Source organism: Kineococcus vitellinus (assembly GCF_009906315.1).
Lineage (GTDB): Bacteria > Actinomycetota > Actinomycetes > Actinomycetales > Kineococcaceae > Kineococcus > Kineococcus vitellinus.
Genome location: NZ_JAAALL010000022.1, coordinates 1 through 26,513 on the forward strand (window position 1 = coordinate 1; position 26,513 = coordinate 26,513).

At 73.6% G+C, this 26,513-nt stretch carries 24 protein-coding genes and 1 pseudogene; 16 read left to right on the forward strand and 9 right to left on the reverse strand.

The features are described from left to right. The 7 genes and pseudogenes from GTQ99_RS03750 to GTQ99_RS03780 form a co-directional block, all read left to right on the forward strand. Window positions 1-630 (forward strand): annotated as a pseudogene (locus GTQ99_RS03750) (transcriptional regulator); the annotation flags it as partial. A 122-nt stretch (window positions 631-752) separates the two neighbouring features. After that, window positions 753-2,276, forward strand: coding sequence for an aldehyde dehydrogenase (gene adh, locus GTQ99_RS03755; protein WP_166614403.1), 1,524 nt, complete (start codon window positions 753-755; stop codon window positions 2,274-2,276). A 13-nt stretch (window positions 2,277-2,289) separates the two neighbouring features. After that, window positions 2,290-2,790 carry a DUF779 domain-containing protein gene (locus GTQ99_RS03760; protein WP_166614404.1) on the forward strand — a complete coding sequence of 167 codons (501 nt, stop codon included), beginning with the start codon at window positions 2,290-2,292 and terminating at the stop codon, window positions 2,788-2,790. Between the two features lie 148 nt (window positions 2,791-2,938). Further along, the gene (locus GTQ99_RS03765) at window positions 2,939-4,264 is read left to right on the forward strand and encodes an MFS transporter (protein WP_166614405.1); all 1,326 of its coding nucleotides are present in this window, start codon (window positions 2,939-2,941) and stop codon (window positions 4,262-4,264) included. A gap of 146 nt (window positions 4,265-4,410) precedes the next feature. After that, window positions 4,411-5,505 (forward strand): quinone-dependent dihydroorotate dehydrogenase, encoded by a 1,095-nt coding sequence (locus GTQ99_RS03770; RefSeq protein WP_166614423.1) that lies wholly within the window; start codon window positions 4,411-4,413, stop codon window positions 5,503-5,505. Window positions 5,506-5,684: 179 nt separating this feature from the next. Next, window positions 5,685-7,205: an MFS transporter gene (locus GTQ99_RS03775; RefSeq protein WP_205706733.1), complete on the forward strand. Its 1,521-nt coding sequence runs from the start codon at window positions 5,685-5,687 to the stop codon at window positions 7,203-7,205. Window positions 7,206-7,214: 9 nt separating this feature from the next. Continuing rightward, window positions 7,215-7,424, forward strand: a complete 210-nt coding sequence (locus GTQ99_RS03780; RefSeq protein ID WP_166614407.1) for a hypothetical protein — start codon at window positions 7,215-7,217, stop codon at window positions 7,422-7,424. 70 nt (window positions 7,425-7,494) lie between these two features. On the opposite strand, the gene GTQ99_RS03785 is transcribed toward GTQ99_RS03780, so the two are convergent. Genes GTQ99_RS03785 through GTQ99_RS03795 form a run of 3 tightly spaced genes read right to left on the reverse strand, consistent with a single transcriptional unit; the run spans window position 7,495 to window position 10,078 of the window. After that, entirely contained in the window at window positions 7,495-8,505 is a 1,011-nt protein-coding gene (locus tag GTQ99_RS03785) for an aldo/keto reductase family protein (RefSeq protein ID WP_166614408.1), read from the reverse strand. Window positions 8,506-8,544: 39 nt separating this feature from the next. Beyond that, window positions 8,545-9,474 carry a COX15/CtaA family protein gene (locus GTQ99_RS03790; RefSeq protein WP_166614409.1) on the reverse strand — a complete coding sequence of 310 codons (930 nt, stop codon included), beginning with the start codon at window positions 9,472-9,474 and terminating at the stop codon, window positions 8,545-8,547. Between the two features lie 13 nt (window positions 9,475-9,487). Next, window positions 9,488-10,078 (reverse strand): DUF3043 domain-containing protein, encoded by a 591-nt coding sequence (locus GTQ99_RS03795; protein ID WP_166614410.1) that lies wholly within the window; start codon window positions 10,076-10,078, stop codon window positions 9,488-9,490. 68 nt (window positions 10,079-10,146) lie between these two features. Between GTQ99_RS03795 and GTQ99_RS03800 the strand changes: the two genes are divergently transcribed. The 8 genes from GTQ99_RS03800 (at window position 10,147) to GTQ99_RS03835 (ending at window position 18,553) form a co-directional block, all read left to right on the forward strand. Further along, window positions 10,147-11,583, forward strand: a complete 1,437-nt coding sequence (locus tag GTQ99_RS03800; RefSeq protein WP_338074697.1) for a dipeptidase — start codon at window positions 10,147-10,149, stop codon at window positions 11,581-11,583. A gap of 95 nt (window positions 11,584-11,678) precedes the next feature. Beyond that, entirely contained in the window at window positions 11,679-12,047 is a 369-nt protein-coding gene (locus GTQ99_RS03805) for a HesB/IscA family protein (RefSeq protein WP_166614411.1), read from the forward strand. 55 nt (window positions 12,048-12,102) lie between these two features. Next, a complete protein-coding gene (aat, locus tag GTQ99_RS03810) occupies window positions 12,103-12,852 on the forward strand; it encodes a leucyl/phenylalanyl-tRNA--protein transferase (protein ID WP_338074698.1) in 750 nt (249 codons plus the stop codon). 77 nt (window positions 12,853-12,929) lie between these two features. Continuing rightward, window positions 12,930-13,880 carry an aa3-type cytochrome oxidase subunit II gene (ctaC, locus tag GTQ99_RS03815; protein WP_166614412.1) on the forward strand — a complete coding sequence of 317 codons (951 nt, stop codon included), beginning with the start codon at window positions 12,930-12,932 and terminating at the stop codon, window positions 13,878-13,880. Beyond that, on the forward strand, window positions 13,880-15,652 hold the full coding sequence (ctaD, locus tag GTQ99_RS03820; RefSeq protein WP_166614413.1) for an aa3-type cytochrome oxidase subunit I: 1,773 nt from the start codon (window positions 13,880-13,882) through the stop codon (window positions 15,650-15,652). The genes ctaC and ctaD overlap by 1 nt, the downstream gene beginning before the upstream one ends. 3 nt (window positions 15,653-15,655) lie before the next feature. After that, window positions 15,656-16,057, forward strand: a complete 402-nt coding sequence (locus GTQ99_RS03825) for a cytochrome c oxidase subunit 4 (protein WP_166614414.1) — start codon at window positions 15,656-15,658, stop codon at window positions 16,055-16,057. A 146-nt stretch (window positions 16,058-16,203) separates the two neighbouring features. After that, the gene (locus tag GTQ99_RS03830; RefSeq protein WP_166614415.1) at window positions 16,204-17,562 is read left to right on the forward strand and encodes an Ig-like domain-containing protein; all 1,359 of its coding nucleotides are present in this window, start codon (window positions 16,204-16,206) and stop codon (window positions 17,560-17,562) included. A 19-nt stretch (window positions 17,563-17,581) separates the two neighbouring features. Beyond that, entirely contained in the window at window positions 17,582-18,553 is a 972-nt protein-coding gene (locus tag GTQ99_RS03835) for a lysylphosphatidylglycerol synthase domain-containing protein (protein WP_166614416.1), read from the forward strand. 71 nt (window positions 18,554-18,624) lie between these two features. On the opposite strand, the gene qcrB is transcribed toward GTQ99_RS03835, so the two are convergent. The 4 genes from qcrB to ctaE are packed head-to-tail and all read right to left on the reverse strand — an operon-like array spanning window position 18,625 to window position 22,928. Beyond that, window positions 18,625-20,298: a cytochrome bc1 complex cytochrome b subunit gene (qcrB, locus tag GTQ99_RS03840; protein WP_166614417.1), complete on the reverse strand. Its 1,674-nt coding sequence runs from the start codon at window positions 20,296-20,298 to the stop codon at window positions 18,625-18,627. Continuing rightward, window positions 20,295-21,326: a cytochrome bc1 complex Rieske iron-sulfur subunit gene (gene qcrA / locus GTQ99_RS03845; RefSeq protein ID WP_166614418.1), complete on the reverse strand. Its 1,032-nt coding sequence runs from the start codon at window positions 21,324-21,326 to the stop codon at window positions 20,295-20,297. The genes qcrB and qcrA overlap by 4 nt, the downstream gene beginning before the upstream one ends. 55 nt (window positions 21,327-21,381) lie before the next feature. Next, window positions 21,382-22,212: a cytochrome bc1 complex diheme cytochrome c subunit gene (gene qcrC, locus GTQ99_RS03850; protein WP_166614419.1), complete on the reverse strand. Its 831-nt coding sequence runs from the start codon at window positions 22,210-22,212 to the stop codon at window positions 21,382-21,384. 56 nt (window positions 22,213-22,268) lie between these two features. Next, window positions 22,269-22,928, reverse strand: coding sequence for an aa3-type cytochrome oxidase subunit III (gene ctaE, locus GTQ99_RS03855; protein ID WP_166614420.1), 660 nt, complete (start codon window positions 22,926-22,928; stop codon window positions 22,269-22,271). 353 nt (window positions 22,929-23,281) lie between these two features. On the opposite strand from ctaE, the gene trpD reads away from it, so the two are divergent. Beyond that, window positions 23,282-24,370: an anthranilate phosphoribosyltransferase gene (trpD, locus tag GTQ99_RS03860; protein WP_166614421.1), complete on the forward strand. Its 1,089-nt coding sequence runs from the start codon at window positions 23,282-23,284 to the stop codon at window positions 24,368-24,370. Window positions 24,371-24,423: 53 nt separating this feature from the next. On the opposite strand, the gene GTQ99_RS03865 is transcribed toward trpD, so the two are convergent. Then, a complete protein-coding gene (locus GTQ99_RS03865) occupies window positions 24,424-24,702 on the reverse strand; it encodes an Lrp/AsnC ligand binding domain-containing protein (protein ID WP_166614422.1) in 279 nt (92 codons plus the stop codon). Then, a partial coding sequence (locus tag GTQ99_RS03870; RefSeq protein WP_276611946.1) for a DEDD exonuclease domain-containing protein occupies window positions 24,699-26,513 on the reverse strand: 1,815 nt, incomplete at its 5' end. The genes GTQ99_RS03865 and GTQ99_RS03870, both read right to left, overlap by 4 nt.

A 26,513-nucleotide genomic window follows, 5' to 3' on the forward strand; every position in this document is an offset into this window, starting at 1 on the left:
CCCCGCCCCCGCGCCGACCCCCCTGCCGCCGAGGCCGCGCTGCGCGTGCTCGGCGGGGACGGCGTCCTCGTCGTCGGGGGGAGGGTGCGGCCGCTGTCGCTGCGGCACGCCGAGCTGCTGCTCGTGCTGCTGGCCGACGGGGCGCAGCGGCGCGGCGCGGGCCGCAGCGCCGCCGCCCTGGCGGCCGCCCTGGACGACCGCGACCTGGCCCCGGTGTCCGTGCGCGCCGAGGTGCACCGGCTGCGCACCGTGCTCGCGGGGTGCGGCGCCGGCGCTCCGGGCGTCTCCGCCGCGCCCTACCGGGTGCTGGGCCGGCTGCACTGCGACGCCCTGGAGGTGCTGGAGGCGCTGCGCGCCGGGCGCACCGCGGCCGCGGTTGCCGCCTGCACGGGGGAGCTGCTGCCCGGCTCGGACGCGCCCGCGGTGCGCGAGCTGCGCGAGGAGCTGGCCGTCGGCGTCCGCACGGCCGTGCTGGAGGGGGACGACGACGCCGCGCTGCTGCGCTTCGCCCGCGGCGCCTGCGGCCGCGACGACCCGGCCGTGGCCGCCGAGGTGCTGCGCCGGCTGGCGCCCGGCGACCCCGCGCGCGGCGAGGCCCTGGCCCGCGCCCGCCGGCTCGGGGTCGCCTGAGGCGCCGGCCCCGGGCGGGGGCCCGGGTGCGGTCCGGGTGCAACGCGGTTGCAACGCCGCCGGGCGCACCGTGGCGGCACGGCGACGGAGCGGTCGCCGGTTCTCTCCCGTGGAGGTTCGTCATGACGGTCTACGAGGCACCCGGCCGTGCGGGCAGCGTCGTCAGCTACGCCGACCGCTACGACCACTGGATCGGCGGTGAGCGCGTGGCCCCCGCGAGCGGGGAGTACTTCGAGAACCCCTCGCCGGTGACCGGGCAGGTCTTCACCGAGGTCGCCCGCGGCACGGCCGCCGACGTCGAGCGGGCCCTCGACGCCGCGCACGCCGCCGCCCCCGCGTGGGGGCGCACCTCCGTCGCCGAGCGCGCCCTGGTCCTGCACCGCATCGCCGACCGCATCGAGGCCAACCTCGAGCGGCTCGCCGTCGCGGAGACCTGGGACAACGGCAAGCCGGTGCGCGAGTGCCTGGGCGCCGACCTGCCGCTCGTGGTGGACCACCTGCGCTACTTCGCCGGGGCGGTGCGCGCGCAGGAGGGCGGCATCTCCCAGATCGACGACGACACCGTCGCCTACCACTTCCACGAGCCGCTCGGCGTCGTCGGGCAGATCATCCCGTGGAACTTCCCGCTGCTCATGGCGGTCTGGAAGCTGGCCCCGGCGCTCGCGGCCGGCAACGCCATCGTCCTCAAGCCCGCCGAGCAGACCCCCGCCTCGATCATGCTGCTCATGGAGCTCATCGGGGACCTGCTGCCGCCGGGGGTCGTCAACGTCGTCAACGGGTTCGGCGCCGAGGCGGGCAAGCCGCTGGCCAGCTCCCCGCGCATCCGCAAGATCGCCTTCACCGGCGAGACGACGACGGGTCGGCTGATCATGCAGTACGCCAGCCAGAACCTCATCCCCGTCACCCTGGAGCTGGGCGGCAAGAGCCCCAACCTCTTCTTCGAGGACGTCGCGAGGGCCCGCGACGACTTCTACGACAAGGCGCTCGAGGGCTTCACGATGTTCGCGCTGAACCAGGGGGAGGTGTGCACCTGCCCCTCGCGCGCGCTCATCCAGAGCTCGATCTACGACGGCTTCCTCGACGACGCGGTGGCGCGCACGAGGGCCGTCGTGCAGGGCAACCCGCTGGACACCGCCACGATGATCGGGGCGCAGGCCAGCAACGACCAGCTCGAGAAGATCCTGTCCTACATCGACATCGGCCGGCAGGAGGGCGCCAAGCTCGTCACCGGCGGCGAGCGCGCCGACCTGGGCGGGGAGCTGTCGGGCGGCTACTACGTGACGCCGACGATCTTCGAGGGCGACAACTCGATGCGCATCTTCCAGGAGGAGATCTTCGGGCCGGTCGTGTCGGTGACCCGCTTCGACGACCCCGACGACGCGCTGAAGATCGCCAACGACACCCTCTACGGCCTCGGCGCCGGCGTGTGGTCGCGCGACGTCCACCTCGCCTACCGGATGGGCCGCGGCATCCAGGCCGGGCGGGTGTGGACGAACAACTACCACGCCTACCCCGCGCACGCGGCGTTCGGCGGCTACAAGAGCTCCGGCATCGGCCGGGAGAACCACCGGATGATGCTCGACCACTACCAGCAGACCAAGAACCTCCTCGTCAGCTACTCGACGAGCAAGGTCGGGTTCTTCTGATGGGCCGGCGCTGATGCAGCCGCGCCCGGGGGAGACCGCACCCGGTGCGGGCCGGGAGCGGGTCGCCCTGACCCCGCGGGCGGCGCAGCAGCTGCGCCGCCTGCGGGCGCGCCACGGGGAGCTGATGTTCCACCAGTCCGGCGGCTGCTGCGACGGCAGCTCGCCGATGTGCTTCCCGGACGGCGACTTCCTGCTCTCCGAGGCCGACGAGCACCTGGGGGACCTGCTGGTGCCCGCGGACGAGGGGCAGGACGCCTTCACCGTCGGGGTGTGGATGTCCAAGGAGCAGCACGCCCGCTGGGCGCACACCCACCTGACCATCGACCTGGTGCCCGGGCGCGGGGCGGGGTTCTCGCTGGAGGCGCCGGACGGCGTGCGCTTCCTCATCCGCTCGCGCCTGCTCGAGGGCCCGGGCGGGCCCGCCTCCTGCGAGCTGCCCGGTGCCGCCCCGGACGCCGTCTCGGATGGTGGGACGGGCGTCTCGCGGATTGGATCCTCCACGGCTCCTGCGTAGGATCCCGGTCACACCCGATCGGCGACGGCGACCCCGGTGGACGGCCGGGTGGACGCACGCCGGGCGGGGGACCCCCGATCCGGCGTGGCCGTGCGCGGAACGGTCCGCGGACGGCTGCCCCCGCCACGTCTGACTGCGAAGGTCCACGATGGGTCCCTCCGACCTGAACACCTCCACGCGCGCCGCCACGGGTGCGGGCGCGCCCGCCAACCCGGTGCGCCGGGTCGCCGCCGCGAGCCTCATCGGCACGACGATCGAGTTCTACGACTTCTACGTCTACGCCACGGCCGCGGTCCTCGTCTTCGGCCCGCTGTTCTTCCCCTCCGGCAACGAGACCGCGCAGACGCTCGCCTCGCTGGCCACCTTCGCCATCGCCTTCGTGGCCCGCCCGATCGGCTCGATCGTCTTCGGCCACTTCGGCGACCGCGTCGGCCGCAAGACGACCCTGGTCGCCGCCCTGCTGGTCATGGGGATCTCGACCGTCCTCATCGGCGTCCTGCCCACCCACGCCACCGCGGGCAACCTCGCCCCCGTCCTGCTGTGCCTGCTGCGCTTCGGGCAGGGCTTCGGCCTGGGCGGCGAGTGGGGCGGCGCGGCGCTGCTGGCCACCGAGAACGCCCCGGCGAACCGCCGCGCGCTCTACGGCATGTTCCCGCAGCTGGGCGCCCCCTTCGGCTTCGTCCTCGCCAACGGCCTCTTCATCGTGCTCGCCACGACGATGAGCGACGAGACGTTCACCTCCTGGGGCTGGCGCATCCCGTTCCTGCTGAGCGCCGTCCTGGTCCTGCTCGGGCTCTGGATCCGCCTCAGCCTCGCCGAGACGCCCGTCTTCGCGAAGGCGCTGGCCGAGAAGCGGCAGGTGCGCGTCCCCGTCGCGGAGACCTTCCGCGGCAGCTGGAGGATCGTCGTCCTCGGCGCCTTCTCCGTCATGCTCACCTACACGCTCTTCTACCTGACCACGACGTGGTCGCTGAGCTACGGCACCGGCCCGGCGCTGGGCTACGAGCGCCAGGACTTCCTGCTCATGCTGTGCGTCGCCGTGCTCTTCATGGCCGCCGCCACCCCGCTCTCGGGCTGGCTGTCCGACCGCTTCGGCCGCCGCCCCGTGCTGGCCACCGCGATGGTCGGCGGCGCGGTCGTCGGGCTGCTCACCGGCCCGCTGCTCGGCTCCGGGCAGACCGCCTTCGTCATGGTGTGGCTGTGCGCCGGGCTGTTCTTCATGGGCCTGGTGTTCGGGCCCATCGGGGCCTACCTGCCCGAGCTGTTCCCGACGAACGTGCGCTACACGGGCGCCTCGCTGGCCTTCAACGCCGGCAGCATCCTCGGCGCCTCGCTGGCCCCCTACACGGCGGTCAAGCTGGCCACGGCGTACGGGGTCAGCTGGGTCGGCTTCTACCTCGCGGCGACGGCCGTCGTGAGCCTGGTCGCGCTGTCCCTGCTGCGCGAGACCCGGACGTCGTCGCTGACCTCCTGAGCCGGCTCCTGACCCGGCCCCCGGGCCGGCCCGCCGCCCCACCCCCTCGCGCGAGGGCGTGGGGCGGCTGCGCGCCCGGACGCACTATCGTTCCGGGGGAGCCGTGCGAGCGCCGGCTCTCCGGGGGATCGGGGGCGCGGGACGTGGTGGCAGTCGGCTCGGGGAGTGCCTACCGGGCGCTGTACCGCAACGTCCTCACGCGGATCGACCCCGAGGACGCCCACCACTGGGCCTTCACCGGGATGCGGCTGGCCAGCCGGCTGCCGCTCGCGCCCGGCGTGCTGCGGCGCGTCTTCGTCGAGGACGACCCGAGGCTGCGCACCCGCGTCCTCGGCATCGACTTCCCCAGCCCGCTGGGCCTGGCCGCCGGCTTCGACAAGGACGGCGCGGGCGTGGAGGCCCTCAGCCACTTCGGCTTCTCCTTCGTCGAGGTCGGCACCGTCACCGCCCGCGCCCAGCCGGGCAACCCCAAGCCGCGCCTGCACCGCCTCGTCGCCGACCGCGCCGTGGTCAACCGCATGGGCTTCAACAACTCCGGCGCCGAGGCCGTCGCCCGGCGGCTGCGCCAGCTGCGCGCCGTCCCGCCCCGCCACCGCGTCGTGGTCGGGGTCAACATCGGCAAGAGCAAGGTCGTGGCCGAGGCCGACGCCGCCGAGGACTACGCCGTCTCGGCCCGGCTGCTGGCCCCCTACGCCGACTACCTCGTCGTCAACGTCTCCTCGCCCAACACCCCCGGTCTGCGCGACCTGCAGAACGTCGAGAAGCTGCGCCCCGTCCTGCGGGCCGTGCGCGGGGCCGCCGACGCCGCCGCCCACCGGCACGTGCCGCTGCTGGTCAAGATCGCCCCCGACCTGTCCGACGAGGACGTCGACGCCGTCGCCGACCTGGCCGTGCAGGAGGGGCTGGACGGCATCGTGGCGACGAACACCACGATCGGCCGCGAGGGGCTGCGCTCCGCGCCCGCGCTCGTCGAGGCCGCCGGCGGCGGAGGGCTGTCGGGCGCGCCGCTGAAGCGGCGCTCGCTGGAGGTGCTGCGCCGCCTGGCCGCCCGCGCCGGCGACTCCCTCGTCCTCGTCAGCGTCGGCGGCGTCGAGACCGCCGCCGACGTCGCGGAGCGACTGGCCGCCGGGGCATCCCTGGTGCAGGCCTACACCGCCTTCATCTACGAGGGCCCCGGCTGGGCGCGGCGCGTGCTCGCCGAGCTGGCCGCCTCCCGCAGCCGCCGGGAGACCGACCGCTGAGGCGTTTCGAGTTGTCGGCGGGCGCGGGACGGGTGAGGGTCGAGCAGGCCCGCCGACCCCCCCCGCGAGGAGCACCCGTGACCGACGTCGCCCGACGCCCACCCGGCGGCGCCGACCAGCAGGGCGGACCCGACCCCCGCCGCTGGCGCGCCCTGGCGGTCTGCCTCGCGGTCGGGTTCATGACCCTGCTCGACGTCTCGATCGTCAACGTCGCGCTGCCCTCGATCGAGGGCTCGCTGGGCGCGGGGCCCAGCCAGGTGCAGTGGATCGTCGCCGGCTACGCGCTCGCCTTCGGCCTCGTGCTGGTGCCCGCGGGCCGCTTCGGCGACCTGTACTCGCGCCGGACGCTGTTCGTCGTCGGCCTGGCGGGGTTCGTGCTCACGAGCGCGGCCGCCGGTCTCGTGCAGTCGGCGACGGCCCTCTCGGTCGTCCGCCTGCTCCAGGGCGTCACGGCCGGGCTGATCAACCCGCAGGTGCTGGCGCTCATCCAGCAGCTGTTCACCGGCGCCGAGCGCGGCAAGGCGTTCGGGGCCTTCGGCACGACGATCGGCCTGTCGACGGCCGTCGGCCCGCTGCTGGGCGGCGCCATCCTCGCCGTCTTCGGCGAGGAGGAGGGCTGGCGCGGGGTCTTCCTCGTCAACGTGCCCATCGGCCTCGTGCTGCTGCCGCTGGCCTGGCGCTGGCTGCCCCGCCGGCAGCGGCGCGAGCGGGGGCCGCTGCACCTCGACGTCGTGGGCCTGCTGCTGCTGGGGCTCGCGGTCGTGTGCTGCATGCTGCCCTTCGTCCTCACCACCGGCCAGGGCGACGCCCCCGCCCGGTGGCTGCTGCTCGTGCCCGGCGTGCTCCTGCTCGCGGCCTTCGCGCTCTGGGAGCGCTTCGAGGGCCGGCGCGGCCGGGAGCCCGTCGTCGCCGGCGAGCTGGTGCGCACGTCGTCGTTCACGGTGGGGGCCCTCGTCGGCATCGCCTACTTCGCCGGGTTCACCGGCATCTTCCTCGTGGTCACCCTCTACCTGCAGGCCGGGCTGGGCTTCTCGCCGCTGCAGGCCGGGCTCGTGCAGACGCCGTTCGCCGTCATGTCCGCCGTCTTCGCCCAGGTCGGGGGCCGGCAGGTCTCCCAGCGCGGGCGCGCGGTGGTCGTCGTCGGGCTCGTCGTGGTGGCGGTGGGGCTGACGGCCGCCGACGTGGTCTCCGCCGCCGTGCAGGGCACCGGCGGCGCCGTCGCGCTGTCCGCCTGCCTGGCCGTGGCCGGTGCCGGCAGCGGGCTGGTCATCTCCCCGAACCAGACGCTCGCGCTGGCCGACGTGCCGCGCTCGGTCGCCGGTGTCGCCGGCGGGGTGCTGCAGACCGGGCAGCGGGTGGGGTCGGCCATCGGCGTGGCCGCCACCACCGCCGTCTTCTTCTCCACCATCGCCGGGGCCGGGCTCGGCGGCAGGACCAGCGGCGCCGCCGCCTCGGGGGAGGTGCCCGCGCAGGTCCAGCGGGTCTTCGGGGACTCGCTCTCGCACGGGCTGCGCGTCTCGCTGGGCCTGGTGCTGGCCTCCCTCGTCCTCGCCGTCGTCGACCTGCGCCGGCGCCGGCACCACGACGGCGAGCCCGGAGCCGAGCCCGGAGCCGAGCACGACGAGCGCTCCGGCGGGCACGACGGCGGGCACGACGGCGGGCGCGGCACCGCCGCGGCGCCGCACCGCGGCGGCGAGTAGGTTGCCGACGTGAGGCCGACGCAGTGGACGTGGAGCTACGAGGACGCCGAGGGCCGCCCCGTCGAGGCGGGCGGGGAGAGCTTCCCCACCCAGTCCGACGCGGAGACGTGGATCGGCGAGAGCTGGCGCGGCCTGCGCGAGCGCGGTGTCGAGCAGGCCCACCTGTGGGCCGACGGTGCGAAGGTCTACGGACCGCTCAGCCTGCGCCCGGCCGACTGAGCGCCGCCGCCCGGCGGTGTCCGGCCCACGGCGCGAGCGCGCCGCGGGCCGGACACCGCCGGGCGAGCGGTCAGGAGGGGCGCTCGGTGGGCGCGGAGGCCGCGGTCCGGGCCGGGTCGCGCTCGACGACGTCCCCGAGGACGGCGTCGATGCGGGCCATGAGCTCGGCCGGGATCCGCACCCCCGACGCCTTGACGTTCTCGGTGACCTGCTCGGGCCGGGAGGCGCCGATGATGGCCGCGGCGACGTTGTCGTTCTGCAGCACCCACGCGACCGCCAGCTGGGCCATCGACAGCTGCAGCTCGGCGGCCACCGACTTCAGCTCCTGCACGCGCGAGAGGACGTCGTCGCGCATCCAGCGGCTGATCATCTGCTTGCCGCCCTTCTCGTCCGTCGCGCGGCTGCCCGCGGGCGGCGCCCCGCCCGGCGTGTACTTGCCGGTGAGCACGCCCTGCGCGATGGGGGAGAAGACGACCTGGGAGATCCCCAGCTCGCGCGAGGCCGGCACGACCTCGGGCTCGATGACGCGGTAGAGCGCCGAGTACTGCGGCTGGTTGGAGATGAGCTGGAAGCCCAGCTGCGCGGCCAGGGCGTGGCCCTGGCGCAGCTGGTCGGCCGTCCACTCGCTGACGCCGATGTAGAGGGCCTTGCCGGCGCGGACGACGTCGGCGAAGGCCTGCATCGTCTCCTCGACCGGCGTCGAGACGTCCCAGCGGTGGGCCTGGTAGACGTCGACGTGGTCGGTGCCCAGCCGCCGCAGCGAGCCGTCGATCGACTCCAGCACGTGCTTGCGCGACAGCCCGGAGTCGTTGTGCCCCTTGGGGCCGGTCGGGAAGTAGACCTTCGTGAGGATCTCGAGGCTCTCCCGCCGCTGACCCTTCAGGGCCGCGCCCAGCACGGTCTCGGCGGCGGTGTTGGCGTAGACGTCTGCGGTGTCGAACGTCGAGATCCCGGCGTCGAGAGCTGCGTGCACGCACGCGATGGCCGCGTCGTTCTCCACCTGGGAGCCGTGCGTCAGCCAGTTGCCGTAGGTGATCTCGGAGATCTTCAGTCCGCTGCGTCCGAGGTGTCGGAACTCCATGGCCGCGAACCTAGTGGGCCCGACCCCCGGCTGCGAGCACTAGGCGCTGAGCAGTTCCCCCGCGCGCCGGTCGACGTCGTGGCTGCGGGCGGCCAGCAGCACCCGGACCGCACCGGCCCAGGTCAGCGCCGCACCGGCCAGGTGCAGGACGACGGCCAGGCCCGGCAGGCCCTCCAGGCTCTGGTAGACGCCCAGCGCGGCCTGCGCGGCGAAGAGCACCAGCAGGACCAGCGCGCGCCGGCGCACGAGGTCGTCGCCGGCCCGGCGGGCCACGACGACCGTCGCCGCGGCCAGCGCCAGGGCGGCCGTGGCGGCGACGCCGTGCACGACGGTCACGGCCGTCCAGGGCACCGGGATGCGGTGCACCTCCGAGGAGTCGCCGGGGTGCGGGCCGGCGCCCGTGACGAGCGTGCCCAGGACGACGACCACCGCGGTCACCACCCCCAGCGCCCAGGCCAGGCGGCGGCTGGAGCGCGAGGGGGCGGGCAGCAGCGCGCGGTGGGCGATGTCGTAGCTGACGGTCGTGGAGGCCAGCAGCGCGATCGCGGCCAGGAAGTGCGCGGCCACCACGTACGGGTTCAGCCCCGTCCAGACGGTGATGCCCCCGACGACGGCGTTGAGCAGCACGCCGGCGAACTGGCCCCAGGCCGACCACAGCAGGGTGCGGTGGCGCGGGCGCTGCAGCAGGCACGAGACGATCACCGCGCCGACGGCCAGCACGATGACGGTCGTCAGCATCCGGTTGCCGAACTCGATCGCCCCGTGCAGGCCCGTGGAGGCGGTGGCGGAGGTGAAGGAGTCGTCGGTGCAGCGCGGCCACGTCGGGCAGCCCAGGCCGGAGCCGGTGACGCGGACGACGCCGCCGGTGACGATGATGAGCACGGTCACCGCGAGCGCCGCGGTCGTGCTCCAGCGCACGGCGCGCGAGTGCGTCGTGGGGACGGGGCGGGACAGCGGGGGGGCGCTCATCGTCGTGGCCGCCTCAGCGCGGCTGCGCGCCGCGCGGGACCATCGCCACCGGGCGGCGCATGCGGCGGATCTGCAGCGCCCGCGTCACCCCGTAGGAGACCAGGCCCCGCTCGGGCTCCTCGAAGCGCGCGGCGACGGCCCGCTTGAGCTTGCGGCCCAGCACGATGCTGTCGACGACCACGACGGCGAGCATGAGGTAGATCAGCAGGGTCGTGACGAGCACCAGCTCGGCCGAGCCCAGCGGCGTGGCGAGCATCGACAGCACCAGCGAGACGCCGGCGATGATGAGGAAGTACTCGCCGACGTTGCGGCGCGCGTCGACGACGTCGCGCACGAAGCGCTTCTGCGGGCCCCGGTCGCGCAGCGGCAGGTAGCGCTCGTCGCCGGTCATCAGCGCCGACTGCACCTTCGCCCGCTCGGCGCGCTGCGCCTCGCGGGCGGAGCGGGCGGCGGCCTTGCGGTCCACCGGCACCAGGGGGCGCACGTTGCGCGCCTGCGCCTCGCTGCGCCGGGGGGTCGGGCGGCCCTTGCCGCCCACCTTCGTCAGCTCGACGGCGGGCGCCTCCGGCGCGGGGGCTGGCTTCTCCTTCGAGCGTCCGAACACCCGCCCAGGGTACGTCACCGCCGCCCGCGCACCCCGCCCGCGCACCCCCGCTGTGTACGGTCGCGGACGTGACCTCCAGCACCTCCAGCACCTCCTCGACCGGCCCGGAGCGGCTGGCGGCGCTGCGCGCCGCCTCGGCCGCCCAGGACGCGGCCACCCGCGCCGACCTCGAGGCGCTCGTGCGCGTGCCGAGCGTGTCCGCCCGCGCCTTCGACCAGCGCCACGTCGAGGCCAGCGCCGAGGCGGTCGCCGCGCTGCTGCGCTCGACGGGCGTGCCCGAGGTGGAGGTGCGCCGGGCCGGCGAGGGCGCGGGGCGCAGCGCCCCGGCCGTCGTCGCGCACCGCCCCGCGCCCGCCGGGCGGCCCACCGTGCTGCTCTACGCCCACCACGACGTGCAGCCGCCGGGGCGCGAGGAGGACTGGGCCAGCCCGCCCTTCGAGCCGGTCGAGCGCGACGGGCGCCTGTACGGGCGCGGCACCGCCGACGACAAGGCCGGCGTGCTGGCGCACGTGCACGCCCTGCGCACGCTGCTGCCGCTGTGGGGCCCGCAGGACGGCGTCGGCGTCACCGTCTTCGTCGAGGGCGAGGAGGAGGTCGGCTCGCCGGCGTTCGGGACCTTCCTGGCGGCCCACCGCGAGCGGCTGGCCGCCGACGTCATCGTCGTGGCCGACTCCGGCAACTGGCGCGTCGGCGTCCCGGCGATCACCACGACGCTGCGCGGCCTCGTCGACTGCGAGGTGCGGGTGGACGTGCTGAGCCACGCCGTGCACTCCGGCGTCAACGGCGGCCCGGTCCTGGACGCCCTGGTGTCGATGTCGCGGCTGCTGGCGACGCTGCACGACGAGGCCGGCGACGTGGCCGTCCAGGGCCTGCACGCGGCGCAGGCGCCGGACGTGGACCTGCCCGAGGCCACCTACCGCGCCGACGCGGGCGTGCTGGAGGGGGTGCGCCTGGCCGGCACCGGCAGCGTCGCCGACCGCCTGTGGACCAAGCCGGCCGTCTCCGTCGTCGGCCTCGACGCCACGCCCGTGGACGCGGCCAGCAACACGCTCGTGCCCTCGGCGCGGGCCAAGGTGAGCATGCGCACCGCCCCCGGCCAGGACCCGGCCGCCGCGATGGCCGCGCTGCGCCGCCACCTGCTGGCCAACGCCCCCTTCGGCGCCCGGGTCACCGTCACCGAGGGCGAGTCGGGGCGCTCCTTCTCCGCCGACACCACCTCCCCGGCCCACGACGTGGCGCGGGCGGCCTTCGCCGAGGCGTACGGGGAGGCGACCGTGGAGATGGGCATGGGCGGCTCCATCCCCTTCATCGCCGACCTCGTCGCCGTCTACCCGGGGGCCTCGATCCTGGTCACCGGGGTGGAGGACCCCGACTCGCGCGCCCACGGCGCCGACGAGTCCCTGCACCTGGCGGACTTCGCGCGCGCCTGCCTGGGGGAGGTCCTGCTGCTGGACGGGCTGGCCGGCGTGCCCGCCGCGGTGACGGGAGCGCCGCCGCGGTCGTAGTCTCGGGGCGGGAACAACCGCGGGGACCGCACGGTTCCACGGACGAGACCCGGCCCGCGGGCCGGGGCAGCCGAGCGATTCCGGAGACGATGCTCATGACCACGACGACCACCGGCAGCGAGACCGTCGCGCAGCCGACCCACGGCGTCGAGCTCACCGACGTGGCCGCGACGAAGGTCCGCACCCTGCTGGAGCAGGAGGGCCGCGACGACCTGCGGCTGCGGATCGCGGTGCAGCCCGGCGGCTGCTCGGGCCTCATCTACCAGCTCTACTTCGACGAGCGGACGCTCGACGGCGACGCCGTGCGCGGCTTCTCCGGCGTCGAGGTCGTCGTCGACAAGATGAGCGTGCCCTACCTCGACGGCGCGACCATCGACTTCGCCGACACCATCGAGAAGCAGGGCTTCACCATCGACAACCCCAACGCGGGGAGCAGCTGCGCCTGCGGTGACTCCTTCAGCTGATCCGGGCGCCGTCCCGCCGTCGGCCCCCGCACCCTCGGGTGCGGGGGCCGCTCGCGTGTGGGGCGCCCCCTTCCCGGCCGTCGCCGCCGTCCGGCCCCGCCGACCGACCGGCTCCTCCCGCTTCGGCTTCGGGGACCTCCTGCCGGCGCCGGGGGAGGACCTGGTGGCCACCGGCGGCGACCTGTCGCCGGGCACGCTGCTGGAGGCCTACCGCCACGGGCTCTTCCCGATGGGGCTGGGCGGTGGCGGGCGCGGGCCGATCGGCTGGTGGTCGCCGGACCCGCGCGGGGTGCTGCGGCCCGAGCGCGTGCACGTGTCCCGCTCGCTGGCGCGCTCCCTGCGCCGCTTCGAGGTGCGCGTGGACACCGCCTTCGACGAGGTCGTCGCCGGCTGCGCCGACCCCGCGCGCCCCGGCGCCTGGATCACCCCGCGGGTGGCGGACGCCTACGGGCGCCTGCACGCGCTGGGCGTCGCGCACTCGGTGGAGGTGTGGTGCGACGGCGAGCTGGCCGGCGGCCTCTACGGCGTCCTCCTGGGCGGGCTCTTCGCCGCCGAGTCCAAGTTCCACCGCGTGCGCGACGCCTCGAAGGCCGCCGTGGTGGCCCTGGCCGACCTGCTGCGCGCCGACGGCGCGGCGGGCCGGCTGGTCGACGTGCAGTGGCGCACCGAGCACCTGGCCACCCTCGGCGTCGAGGAGGTCGCGCGGGCCTCCTACCTGCGGATGCTGGGCGCCGCCCTGGCCCTGCCCGTGCCCCCCGTCTTCGCGGCGCGCCCCGAACGGCCGAACGACTACGACGGGGGGTAGTCTCATCCCCGAGGGGACCGGTCTGCGCACGACGAACGCTCGAAGGGCACGGATCGTCCCCGATCTCTGCACGAACCGTGGGAAGGCCGACGTTGGGCACGCGAGACTCGGGCGCGACGCGTCGTCGCCGTCCCCCCAAGGCGCTGGTCGCCGGCGTCCTCACCGGGGTGAGCGCCCTGGTGCTGTCCGGCTGCGCCGGGGACTGGCCGGACGCCTCGGCGAGCAACTTCTTCCTCCCCGACGACAGCATCGGCGCGACGAACCACACCGAGCGCCTCTCCGAGCTGTGGGACGGGTCCTGGATCGCCGCGCTGGTCGTCGGCCTGCTGGTCTGGGGGCTGACGATCTGGTGCGTCGTGGCCTACCGCCGCCGCAAGGGCGACCCGGTGCTGCCGGCGCAGGTCCGCTACAACATGCCGATCGAGATCCTCTACACCATCGTCCCCGTGATGATGGTCGGGGTGCTCTTCTACTACACCGCCCGCGACCAGCAGGCGGTCCTGGACACCTCCGAGACGCCGGACGTCACCATCCAGGTCGTCGGCAAGAAGTGGTCCTGGGACTTCAACTACCTGGACGAGGACGGGCAGCCGTACGTCTACGACACCGGCCGCCAGGCCGACCTGACCGGTCAGGCGGGCGTCGAGGACGACCTGCCCACCCTGTACCTGCCGGTCGGCGAGACGGTCCAGTTCGACCTGTACTCGCGCGACGTCATCCACTCCTTCTGGGTGCCCGCCTTCCTCATGAAGATGGACATGATCCCGGGCAGCCCGAACAAGTTCCAGGTCACCCCCACCAAGGAGGGTGAGTTCAAGGGCAAGTGCGCCGAGCTGTGCGGCGACTACCACTCGGAGATGCTCTTCAACGTCCGCGTGGTCTCCCCGCAGGAGTACCAGCAGCGCCTGGACGACCTGCAGGCCGCCGGTCAGACCGGCTCGCTGCCGACGACGCTCGCCGGCGCCAACGAGGTGGACGGCGCCGCGGACAACGCACAAGACGAATCCAGCGACGGGAACAACGACTGATGGCAGCTGAGAGCTTCAACCTGCCGGGGACGGCGACGAGGGTGACCTCGCGCCAGCCCCTGGGGGCCGTCGTCCCCAGGCGGCACGGCTCGATCATCGCGGGGTGGCTGTCGAGCACCGACCACAAGGTCATCGGCAACCTCTACTTCGTCACCTCCTTCGCCTGGTTCCTCGTCGGCGGTGTCATCGCGCTGCTCATCCGCGCCGAGCTCTTCGAGCCCGGCATGCAGGTCTTCGCCACCAAGAACGAGTACAACCAGTCGTTCACCATGCACGGCACGATCATGCTGCTGCTGTTCGCGACACCGCTGTTCGCCGCCTTCGCCAACGCGATCATGCCGCTGCAGATCGGCTCCCCGGACGTCGCCTTCCCCCGGCTGAACATGTTCAGCTACTGGCTCTACCTCTTCGGCGGCCTCATCGCCGCGGCCGGCTACCTCACCCCCAGCGGCGCGGCCTCCTTCGGCTGGTTCGCCTACGCTCCGCTCTCCGACGTCGTCCACTCACCCGGCCTGGGCGGCAACCTGTGGGTGATGGGCCTGGCCTTCTCCGGCTTCGGCACCATCCTCGGCGCGGTCAACTTCGTCACCACGATCATCTGCATGCGCGCCCCCGGCATGACGATGTTCCGGATGCCGATCTTCACCTGGAACATCCTCATCACCAGCGTGCTCGTGCTCATGGCCTTCCCCGTGCTGGCCGCCGCGCTGCTGGCGCTGGGTGCCGACCGGATCATGGGCGCGCACGTCTTCGAGGCCGCCAACGGCGGGCCGATCCTGTGGCAGCACCTGTTCTGGTTCTTCGGCCACCCCGAGGTCTACATCATCGCGCTGCCGTTCTTCGGCATCGTGACCGAGATCTTCCCGGTCTTCAGCCGCAAGCCGGTCTTCGGCTACAAGGGCCTGGTCTTCGCGACCATCTCCATCGCCGGCCTGTCGGTGACGGTGTGGGCGCACCACATGTACGTCACGGGCAAGGTGCTGCTGCCCTTCTTCGCCTTCATGACGATGCTCATCGCCGTGCCCACGGGCGTGAAGTTCTTCAACTGGCTCGGCACCATGTGGCGCGGCTCGCTGACCTTCGACACTCCGATGCTGTGGGCCGTCGGCTTCCTGGTCACCTTCCTCTTCGGCGGCCTCACCGGCATCATCCTCAGCTCGCCCCCGCTGGACTTCCAGCTCTCGGACTCCTACTTCGTGGTGGCGCACTTCCACTACGTCGTCTTCGGCACCGTCGTCTTCGCGATGTTCGCCGGCTTCTACTTCTGGTGGCCGAAGTTCACCGGCAAGATGCTGCACGAGGGCTGGGGCAAGCTGCACTTCTGGCTGCTGTTCGTCGGTTTCCACACCACCTTCCTCATCCAGCACTGGCTGGGGGCGGCGGGCATGCCGCGCCGCTACGCGGACTACCTGCCCGGTGAGGGGTTCACGACGATGAACCAGATCTCCACGATCGGGGCCTTCATCCTCGGGCTGTCCTTCCTGCCCTTCCTGTGGAACGTCTACCGCACCGCCCGCTACGGCGAGCGCGTCACGGTGGACGACCCGTGGGGCTTCGGCGCCTCGCTGGAGTGGGCGACCTCCTGCCCGCCGCCGCGGCACAACTTCGTCTCGCTGCCGCGCATCCGCTCCGAGCGCCCCGCCTTCGACCTGCACCACCCCGAGGCCGTCGGCCACGACGACCAGGGCGGCAACGAGGGCGGCAACCTGCTGCAGGCGGTCTACGGCGGCTCCGAGCGCACCGGCCGCGACGACCTCAAGGAAGGGCACTGACCGATGAAGCCTGAAACCTGGCTCTTCTCCGGCGGCATCCTCTTCTTCGTCCCGCTGGCGTTCGTCTACGGCATGCTCGCCGAGTGGAACGAGTGGGTGGGCTTCATCTCCCTCCTGCTCACCGGTGGTCTGGCCATCCTGGTCGGCACCTACCTGGCGATCTCGGCCCGCCGCATCGACGAGCGTCCCGAGGACAACCCGCGCGCCGACATCAGCGAGGGTGCGGGGGAGCAGGGCTTCTTCCCGCCCTTCAGCTGGTGGCCGCTGTACCTGGCCGGCGGCGCCGCGCTCGCGTTCTTCGGCGTGGCCGTCGGCTGGTGGCTGTGGCTCATCGGCCTCGTCGTCACCGTGCCGATGATCGTCGGCTGGGTCTTCGAGTACTACCAGGGTGAGCACGCCCACTGAGGCGACCGTCTCGACGAGGGGCCCCGCACCGTCCGGTGCGGGGCCCCTCGTCGTCGTGACCGGATCGTGAGCGGTGGGTGCGCCGGTGCGTGCAACGCGACGACCTCGCGTCGCGTCCTCCTGGTGACCACTCCCGGTGCGAGGATGTGGGTAGGGGGAAGCACGAGGAGGGCCGCGAGGTCCTCGGGGGAGACACCACGCCGTTGAGCACGCCGTCCAGCACATCCAGCACGTCCACGCCCAGCACGTCCAGCACGCACCGGGGACCCGGCAGCGGCACGTCCCGGCCGGCCGGTCCCCGCGCCCGCGTGCGGGCGCTCGCCCCGGCGGCCCTGGTCCTCGCCCTGGCCCTCCCGCTGGGCGCCTGCCAGTCCGACTCCGGAGCGGGGGGCCCGGCCACGAGCGGCTCCAGCGCCTCGGCGTCCGCCGCACCCGCCTCGATCACGGTCGCCCCCGCCGACGCCAGCGGCGACGTGCGGCCCGACACCCCGGTGACCGTCACCGCCGCCGGGGGGCGGCTGGGCGAGGTCAGCGTCACCGCCGCCGACGGGACGCCGCTGGCCGGTGCGCTGGACGCGGCGGGGACGACGTGGACGAGCACCGCTGCGCTGGCGCCGGCCACCAGCTACGCCGTGCACGCGGTGGCCGCGAACGCCCAGGGCACGCCCACGACCGCGGACAGCACCCTCACCACCCTGACGCCGCTGGGCACCGCCTTCCCGGCCGTCGCACCGCTGAGCGGTTCCGAGGTCGGCGTCGGCATGCCCGTCATCGTGACCTTCGACTCGCCGATCGCCGCCGACCGGCGTGCCGTGGTCGAGCGGGGCCTCGTGGTGACGACCCGGCCCGCTCAGGTCGAGGGCTCGTGGGCCTGGCAGTCCGACACGAAGGTCGAGTTCCGCCCGAGGGACTACTGGCCCGCGCACAGCGAGGTCCACGTCGACGTGGACCTCGGCGCTGTCGAGGTGGCGCCGGGCGTGTGGGGCACGACGCGGGACATCGACTTCACCGTCGGCTCCGCCATGGTCAGCACCGTGGACATCGGCGCCCACACCCTCACCGTCACCCGGGACGGGCAGGTCCTGCGCACCATCCCGGTCACGCTGGGCCAGACCGGCAACGGCGGCAAGTACGTCACCCGCAGCGGGACGAAGGTCGTCATGAGCCTCGAGGAGTCCCGCCAGATGGACGCGGAGACGACCGGCGTCAGCAAGGACGACCCGGACTACTACAACGTCGCCGTCCGGTACGCCGTGCGGCTGACGAACTCCGGGGAGTTCATGCACGCCGCACCGTGGTCGGTCGCCTCCCAGGGCTCGGCCAACGTCAGCCACGGCTGCACCGGCATGAGCACCGAGGACGCCCGGTGGGTCTTCGAGCACTCCAAGGTCGGTGACGTCGTCACCTTCGTGGGCAGCGACCGGGCCATCGAGCCGGGCAACGGGTTCAACGTCTGGAACCAGACCTACGAGCAGTGGCGCGAGGGCTCCGCCCTGCCCACCTGAGGCCTGGCAGGGTGGTCCGGTGACACCGGACCACCCGCCGACCCTCCCGCGCCGACGGGGCCCGTCCCGCCGCGTCTGGACGCTGCTGCTCACCGCCGCCACCGTCGCCGCCGTGCTCGTGCTGGCGCGCCGGCTGGAGGGTGCGGACCTGGGGGAGCGGTTGCGCGGTGCGCAGGTGCGCTGGCTCGTCCTGGCGGTGCTGCTGTCGGTGGTGCCGCTGCTGGGCAACGTGGCGTCGATGGTCTCGCTGGCGCCGGTGCGGCTGCCGGTGGTCCGCACGGGGGTGCTCTGGCTGGCCACGTCCTTCGTCAACCTCGTCACGCCGTCCAGCACCGGCGGGGTGGCGCTCACCGTGCGCTACGTGCAGCGCCAGGGCGCCGTGCCGCTGGCGGTGGCGGCGACGACCATCGGTGTCGTCCAGTCGACGTCCTTCGCCGTCACCGCCGTGGTGCTGGCGCTCTGCCTGCTCTCCGTCGGGCGGGAGTGGGGGATCGCCGAGCTCGTCCCGTGGCCGGTGCTCGTGGTGGCGCTGGCCGGGGTGGTGCTCGTCGCGGTCGCCGGGCGCTCCTGGCCGTGGGCGCGCCGGCAGCTGCGTGAGCGGGTGCTCGTGCCGGTGCGCCGGGAGTGGCCCGCTCTGCGCGGGGCGCTGACCTCACCGCGCCGCCTGGCCGTCGCCCTCGCCGGTCACCTCGCCGTACCGCTCGGCTTCGCGGCCACGCTCGACGCCAGTGCGCGGGCCTTCGGCGGTGAACCGTCGTTCGCGCTGCTCGTGCTCGTCGTGGTGGGCAGCTCAGCCGTCACCGCCGCCGTCCCCGTGCCGGGGGGCGTGGGGGCCTCCGAGGCCGCCCTGACCGCCGGGCTCGTGGCCGCGGGCCTGGAGCCCGGTCCGGCCCTGTCCGCGGCCCTGCTGCACCGCCTGCTGACCTTCTGGGCGCGGGTGCCCCCGGCGTGGGTGGCGCTGGTCTGGCTGCGCCGGCGGGGCGCCGTCTGAGCGGTGCTCGGACACGACGAAGGCCCCGGGCATTCCCGCCCGGGGCCTTCGTCGTGCAGCGGTGCTGGTGCTCAGCCGTGCAGGGTCTGCGACGTGCCGATCGCCGGGTTGTTGCCCGCGTCGACCGCGTCGTGGTGCCCGCCCTCGACCTCGCCGTGGTGGTCGTGGTGCGAGGCCGCCAGCTCGGCGGGGGTCACCGGCTCGACGCGGTCCTCGAAGTAGAACTTCGACAGCCGCCGCTGGACCTTGCCGTACAGCGAGCTCGGGTTGCCGGCGTCCAGGCGGTCCTCGATCTCCATCGGGCGGAAGGAGTCGTGCTGCACGAGGGTCCAGCGCTCGACCTCGGTGAGGGGGGCGTGGACCTCGATGAACTCGCCGTGGGGCAGGCGGACGATGCGACCGGTCTCACGACCGTGCAGCGCCTTCTCGCGGTCCTTGCGCTGCAGGCCCAGGCAGATCCGCTTGGTGATGACGAAGGCCAGCGCCGGCAGGACGAAGACGGCCACCCGCAGGAAGCGGGTGATGTCGTTGATCGACAGCCCCATCATGTGGGCGATGATGTCGTTGCCGCCGGAGATCCACAGCAGGACGTAGAACGTCAGCGCCATGACGCCGAGACCCGTGCGGGTCGGCTGGTTGCGCGGACGGTCCAGCAGGTGGTGCTCGCGACGGTCACCCGTCGCCGCCTGCTCGATCCAGGGGTACAGGCACAGCACGCCCATCGTGAACAGGATCACCACCGTGGTGGGGATGAAGATGTTCATCGAGAAGGTGAAGCCCAGCAGGTTGAACTCGAACCAGCCCGGCATGAGCCGGACCGCGCCGTCGAGCCAGCCCATGTACCAGTCCGGCTGCGAACCGGCCGTCACGGGTGAGGGGTCGTAGGCGCCGTAGGCCCAGATCGGGTTGATCGACACCAGCCCCGCGATGAGGGCGATGACGCCGAAGACGATGAAGAAGAAGCCGCCGGCCTTGGCCATGTACACCGGGAAGAGCGGGAAGCCGACGACGTTGTCCTCGGTGCGGCCCGGGCCGGGGTACTGGGTGTGCTTGTGCACCACGACGAGCATGAGGTGCACCACGATCAGCGCGAGCATGATCGCGGGCAGCAGCAGGATGTGGATGGTGAAGAACCGCGGGATGAAGTCCTGGCCCGGGAACTCGCCGCCGAAGAGGAAGAAGCTGATGTAGGAACCGACGACCGGCACCGCCAGGATGATCGCCTGGGCGATGCGGATGCCGGTGCCCGACAGCAGGTCGTCGGGCAGCGAGTAGCCGGTGAAGCCCTCGAAGACCGCCAGGATCGCCAGGATCGCGCCGATGACCCAGTTGATCTCGCGCGGCTTGCGGAAGGCGCCGGTGAAGAACACGCGGGCCATGTGGACGATCGTGGCGGCGACGAAGACCAGCGCGGCCCAGTGGTGGACCTGGCGCATGATCAGCCCGCCGCGCACGTCGAAGGACAGCCGCAGCGACGAGGCGTACGCCTCGGACACGTGCTGCCCGGCGAGCGGGGCGTAGTTGCCGACGTAGGTGGTCTCGGCGGCGCTCGGCTCGTAGAAGAACGTCAGGAACGTCCCCGTGAAGAGCAGGATCACGAAGCTGTACAGCGTGATCTCGCCGAGCATGAAGGACCAGTGGTCGGGGAAGATCTTCCGGGCGAACCCGTTGACGACCTTGCTGGCACCGACGGTGTCGTCGGCGAAGTTGCCGACGCCGCCGGCGACCTTGTCGATGGTGCTCATCCGCGCTCCCAGAAGCTGGGGCCCACGGCTTCGTGGAAGCCGCTGCTCGCCCGGAGGTAGCCCTCGTCGTCCACTTCGATGGGCAACTGGGGCAGGCGCCTCTTGGCGGGGCCGAAGATCACCTTGCAGTCCTGCGTCAGGTCGAAGGTCGACTGGTGGCAGGGGCACAGCAGGTGGTGGGTCTGCTGCTCGTACAGGGCCACGGGGCAGCCCATGTGGGTGCAGATCTTGGAGTAGGCGACGGTGCCGTCCACTCCCCAGTCCGCGGACTTCTCGGTCAGGAGGTTCTCCTCGAGGCGCATGAGGAGGACGGCCGCCTTGGCCTTCTGGTTGAGGACGTCCTCCTCCTCCTCGATGCCCTCGGGCAGCACGTGCACGACGGAACCCAGGCTGACGTCGGCGGCCCGGATGCGGCCGCCCTCCGGGTCCTTGACGAGGTAGTCGCCGGCCTTCCAGAAGGTCGTCGACAGGTCGTCGCCCGGCAGCGGGCCGGTGTCGCGGAAGAAGAAGACCGCCGGGATCGGGAACAGCGCCAGCGCCCCGACGAGGGTGTTGCGGATGAGCGGCCGGCGCCCGAGGGCGGCCTCGCCGGCACCCTCCTTGAGGATGGCGACCGCCTCGGCGCGCTCGGCCTCCGTGCCGCGCTGGCGGTGGCGGTAGTCGATGCGCTCGTCGTCGGGCATGAGGGTCTTGGCCCAGTGCACCGCGCCGACGCCGAGGGCGAACAGCGACAGGAACATCGACAGGCCGATCGCCCGCGTCGACAGGCCGATCCGGTCGAAGCTGCCGTCGTACTTGATGGCGATGATGGAGACGATGATCCCGATCGAGCCGATCATCGACAGCAGCAGCAGGATCGCCACCTGCCGCTCGGCCCTCTTGGCCGCCTTGGGGTCCGTGTCGCCCATGCGGTGCTGGTGCGGCGGCAGACCCGGGTTCTCGAAGCGGTCGGGAAGGCCGCCCGCGGGCTTGGCGAGGGTCGTCCCCGCCTGCCCGTGCGCCTCCTCGGCGCGTTCGATGTCGCTCATGCTCCCTGCCCGTCCGTGTCCTGCGTGCTGGTCCTGACCGTCGTCTGCCTCGTCATCAGGAGGACTTCATCCCCAGCCAGACCGAGCAGCCGATGAGGATGCCGATGCCGGCGATCCAGGCGACGATGCCCTCGCTGACCGGGCCGATCGAGCCGACGGTCAGCCCGCCCGGGTCCGGGCGCTTCTCCTGCTGGGTGAGCCAGGCGATGATCGCCGTCTTGTCCTCGGGGCTGATGGTGTTGTTGTTGAAGACCGGCATCGACTGCGGGCCGGTCACCATCGCCTCGTAGATGTGCTTGGCGGAGGTGTCGGTGAGGTCGGGGGCGTACTTGCCCGCCGTCAGCGCACCGCCCTTGCCGGCGAAGTTGTGGCACATCGCGCAGTTGGTGCGGAAGATCGACGCGCCGCGCGCGAGCTGCTCGTCGCTGACGCCGGAGACGTCGAGCTCCTCGTCGGTCGGCACGGCCGGGCCCGGCGCCAGGGAGGCGATGTAGGCGCCCATCTGGTCGATCTGCTCCTGCGAGAAGCGGATCTTGGAGACCTCCGGGGCCTGCGCCGCGCTCTGCGCCAGCGGCATGCGGCCGGTGCCGACCTGGAAGTCGACCGAGGCGGCGCCCACGCCGATGAGCGACGGGCCGGCCACCTTGCCCTCGACGACGTTGCCGCCCTGGGCGTTGAGCCCGTGGCAGGTGGCGCAGTTGGCGAGGAAGAGCTTCTTGCCCGCCTCGATGTCGTCGGCCGAGGCCGCCGAGGTGGAGGCCTGCGCGTCCCGCGGCGCCACTGCCGCGTACAGGCCCCCGACGAGGAGGAGCGCCAACGCGATCAGCACGACGACGGCCAACGGGTGGCGCCGTCGGGCGCTGAGTGCGGTGAGGGTCCTGGTCACGGTGCTGGTGCTCGCTTCCTACGGGGCGTTCGGGGGCTTCGCGGGCGGTTCGGCGGTTACTTGAGGATGTAGATCACGGTGAAGAGGCCGATCCACACCACGTCGACGAAGTGCCAGTAGTACGAGACGACGATGGCGCTGGTGGCCTCCTGGTGACCGAAGCGCTTCGCGGCGAAGGAGCGCCCGATGACCATGAGGAAGGCGACGAGACCGCCGAAGACGTGGATGCCGTGGAAGCCGGTGGCCAGGATGAAGACCGAGCCGTAGGCGTTGGTCGCGATGGTCAGGCCCTCGTGGGCCAGCTCCGCGTACTCGAACACCTGACCGGCGACGAAGATCCCGCCGAAGATGTAGGTGAGGACGAACCACTCCTGCATGCCCCACTTGGAGAGCTCCCAGAGGCGGCCGAGGCGGCGCGGCTGGAAGCGCTCGGCGGCGAAGACGCCGAACTGGCACCAGAACGACGAGATCACCAGGATCGTCGTGTTCACGCTCGAGAACGGGACGTTGAGCAGCTCCGGGCCGGTCTCCCACAGCTGGGGCGCCACGGAGCGGATCGTGAAGTACATGGCGAACAGCCCGGCGAAGAACATCAGCTCGCTGGACAGCCACACGATCACGCCGACCGAGACCGTGTTCGGCCGGTTCACCGAGCCGTGTGCCGGACTCGGGGTACTGCTCTGGACAGCCTGTGCACTCGCCACGTCGCCAATCATGCCCCACGGGTCCCCAGGTGCGCCGCCCGGGCCACCGACGTCGTGTCGTAGACCTGCGCCGGGCCGGTCGGGGGAGGTTCCGCACGCGGTGTGCAGGAGGTGTGCCCGAGCGTCTGACCTGCGCACACGCCCCGTGCAGGGTCCGTGAGCAGGTGGTGGAGGTCACAGATCCATCTCGATCCGCCGTGGTCCGCGCCACGCCTGCGCAGACCCCCGCGAGGGCCTCGCGAGGGCTTCGCGAGGGCCGTGGAGGGCCTCCGGGCGCGGGCGCGCGCCCACCCGCTCAGTAGGGTTGGGCGGCCCGGGCCGGAGGACCTCCGGCCCGTCCGAGACGCAGGGGAGCCAGGACCGCCATGACCGCCGTCACCCGGGCCGCCGCCGGCGGGGCCCCCACCTGGCCGGGGCTGCTGTCCGCGCTGCTCGCCGGCCGCGACCTCGACTCCGCGCAGACCGCCTGGGCCATGGACCAGGTGATGCGCGGCGAGGCCTCCGACGTGGCGCTCGCGGGCTTCCTGGTGGCGCTGCGGGCCAAGGGGGAGACCAGCGCCGAGCTGGCCGGCCTGGCCGACGCGATGCTCGCGCACGCGCTGCCCCTGGAGGTGCCCGGGCCCGTCGTCGACCTCGTGGGCACCGGCGGCGACCGCGCCAACACCGTCAACATCTCCACCATGGGCGCCCTCGTCCTGGCGGGTGCCGGCCACCGCGTCGTCAAGCACGGCAACCGGGCGGCCACGTCGGCCTCCGGCTCCGCCGACGTCCTGGAGGCCCTCGGCGTCCGCCTGGACCTGCCGCCGCACCGGGTGGCGCGCCTGGCCGTCGACGTCGGCATCACCTTCTGCTTCGCGCAGGTCTTCCACCCCGCGATGCGCTTCGCCGCCGGTGCGCGCGGCGGGCTGGGGGTGCCCACCGCCTTCAACGTGCTCGGCCCCCTCACCAACCCCGCCCGCGCCGGCGCCACCGCCGTGGGGGTCGCCGACCGGCGGATCGCCCCCCTCGTGGCGGCCGTCCTGGCCGGCCGGGGCACCTCGGCGCTGGTCTTCCGCGGCGAGGACGGGCTCGACGAGCTCACCACGACCGGCCCGGCGCGGGTGTGGGTCGTCGAGGCGGGCGAGGTCGCCGAGACGCTCCTGGACCCCGCGGCCGACCTGGGGATGGCGCCGGCCATCCTGGAGGACCTGCGCGGCGCCGACGCCCGGCACAACGCCGCCGTCGCCCGCGACGTCCTGGCCGGCACCCGGGGACCGGTGCGCGACGCGGTCGTGCTCAACGCGGCGGCCGCCATGGTCGCCGCCGGGGTGCGGGCGCCGGGCGGCGCCCACGCCGACCCCGCCGGGCGGCTGGTCGAGCACCTCGCCGAGGGGGTACGGCGCGCGGAGGCCTCGCTGGACTCCGGGGCCGCGGCGGACGTGCTGCAGCGCTGGGTGCTCGCCAGCGCCTCCTGAACGCGGCCGGCTGAGCGCGACCGGGTGGGCGCGGCGGGCCGAACGCGGCGGGGTCAGTCGACCCCGAGGGCGAAGGCGGACTCCAGGTCGTGGCGCGAGTACGCCCGGAAGGCGATGTTCGTGGTGGTGCTCACCACGCCCCCGACCTTGTTGATGCCGCCGGCGATGACGTCGGCCAGGCGCTCGTGCTCGCGGACGCGGACCATGACCACGAGGTCCACCTCGCCGGTGACGGAGTACACCTCGCTGACCCCGTCGAGCTCGGCGAGGGCCTGGGCGACCTCGGGGATGCGCCGGCCGTCGCAGTGGACGTTGACGATGGCGGTGATCACAGCAGGAGCCTAGTGCGGTCCGCGGCCGCCGCCGCCTCGGCGCCGCCCAGGCGGTGGCGCGCCCAGCCGGCGCCGTGCACGGGGGAGGCCCAGGGGGTCTCCTCGGCGCCCTGCACGCTCACCAGCCGCACCCCCGGCTGCTCCAGCCAGCTCAGCACCGCGTCCGTCTCCTCCACGAGCAGCCCCGGCCGCCCGGGCCCGGGGGCGGCCACGACCTCGCCCGTCGCCCGCAGCGCCTCGATGTGCGGCAGCGGGTCCGCCCCGCGCGGGGTCAGGCAGGTGCCGGCCAGGCGGCCGTGGCGCACGAGGACGACCTCCCAGCCGCCGCCGGGCCAGCCGGGCGTGCTCGCGCAGCGCCGCGCCGCGACGATCTCGGGGGCCTCGGCCACCGGCCGGCGGCGCTGCGCGCGCTCGGCGGCGCGCAGGAAGGCCTCCAGCCGGTCGCGGGCGGCGGCGGCCTCCTCGTAGCGCTGCTCCGCGGCGAGGGCGCGCATGCGCTCCCGGCCGACGGCCAGCGGGACGCGGGCGTCCGCGCGCAGCGCCGCCCGCACGTCCTCGACGACCGCCGCGTAGGAGGCCGCGTCCTGCCCCCCGCGCTCGGTGCCCAGGCACGGGGCGCCGCAGCGGCCGATCTCGGCCAGCACGCACGCCCCCGGACCCCCCGGCTGCGGGCTGCGCGGGATGCGGCGGGTGCACTGGCGCAACGGGTGCGCGTCGTGCAGCGCGGCGACGGCCTGCTCGGCGGTGCGCGCCGAGCGGAAGGGGCCCAGGTACTCCGCGCCCTCCGCCGCGTCCGCGCGCACCTGCCGCACCAGCGACAGCCGCGGCCACGCCTCCGCGGTGAGCTTGACCCAGGTGACCTTCTCGGGGGCCTTGGAGCGGCGGTTGTAGGGCGGGGAGTGCTCGGCGATCAGGCGCAGCTCGCGCACCCGCGCCTCCAGCGGCGTCGCGCAGACGATCGGCACGACGGTGGCGGCCGCGCGCACCATCTCCGTCATCCGCGCCCGCTTCTCGGAGGCCGTGAAGTAGGAGGACACCCGCCGGTGCACGTCCACCGAGGTGCCGACGTAGAGCACCCGGCCGTCCGCGTCGCGGAACTGGTACACCCCCGGCGCGGAGGGCAGCCCCACCGCCAGGTGCTTCTTGGCCCGCCGCGAGGCCGGCGCCGTGGCGGCGATGGAGTGCAGGTCCTCCAGCGTGTGCACCCCGCGGTTGCCCAGCCGCCCGAGCAGCGCGTGCAGCACGTCGACGGTGGCCCGGGCGTCGTGCAGCGCCCGGTGGTCGGGCGTGGTGGACGTGCTGAACAGCCTCGCCAGGGTCGACAGCTTGCGGTCGGGCGCCTCGTCGCGGTCGACGAGGAGCCGGGCCAGGACCACGGTGTCCACCACCTCCGGCTTCGGCCAGCGGTGCCCGGTGATCCGGCAGGCCGCGGCGAGGAAGGAGGTGTCGTAGGGGGCGTTGTGCGCCACGAGGACGCTGCCGCGGTCGAAGCCGGCGAACTCCAGGAAGGACGGCAGCACCTGCGCCGCGCTCGGCGCGGTGGCCACCATGCCGTTGGAGATGCCCGTCAGCACCTGCACGAAGGCGGGGATGGGCGTGCTGGGGCGCACCAGCGTCTGGAACTCGCCGAGCACCTCGCCGCCGCGCACCTTCACCGCGCCGATCTCGGTGATCCCGCCGTCCGCGGGCGCGCCGCCCGTCGTCTCCAGGTCCACGACCACGAACGTCGTGTCGGCCAGCGGCTGCCCCAGGTCCTCGAAGCTGGCCTGGTAGGTGCCCGGCGTCGCGCTCCTCGGCGTCCAGGACGGCGT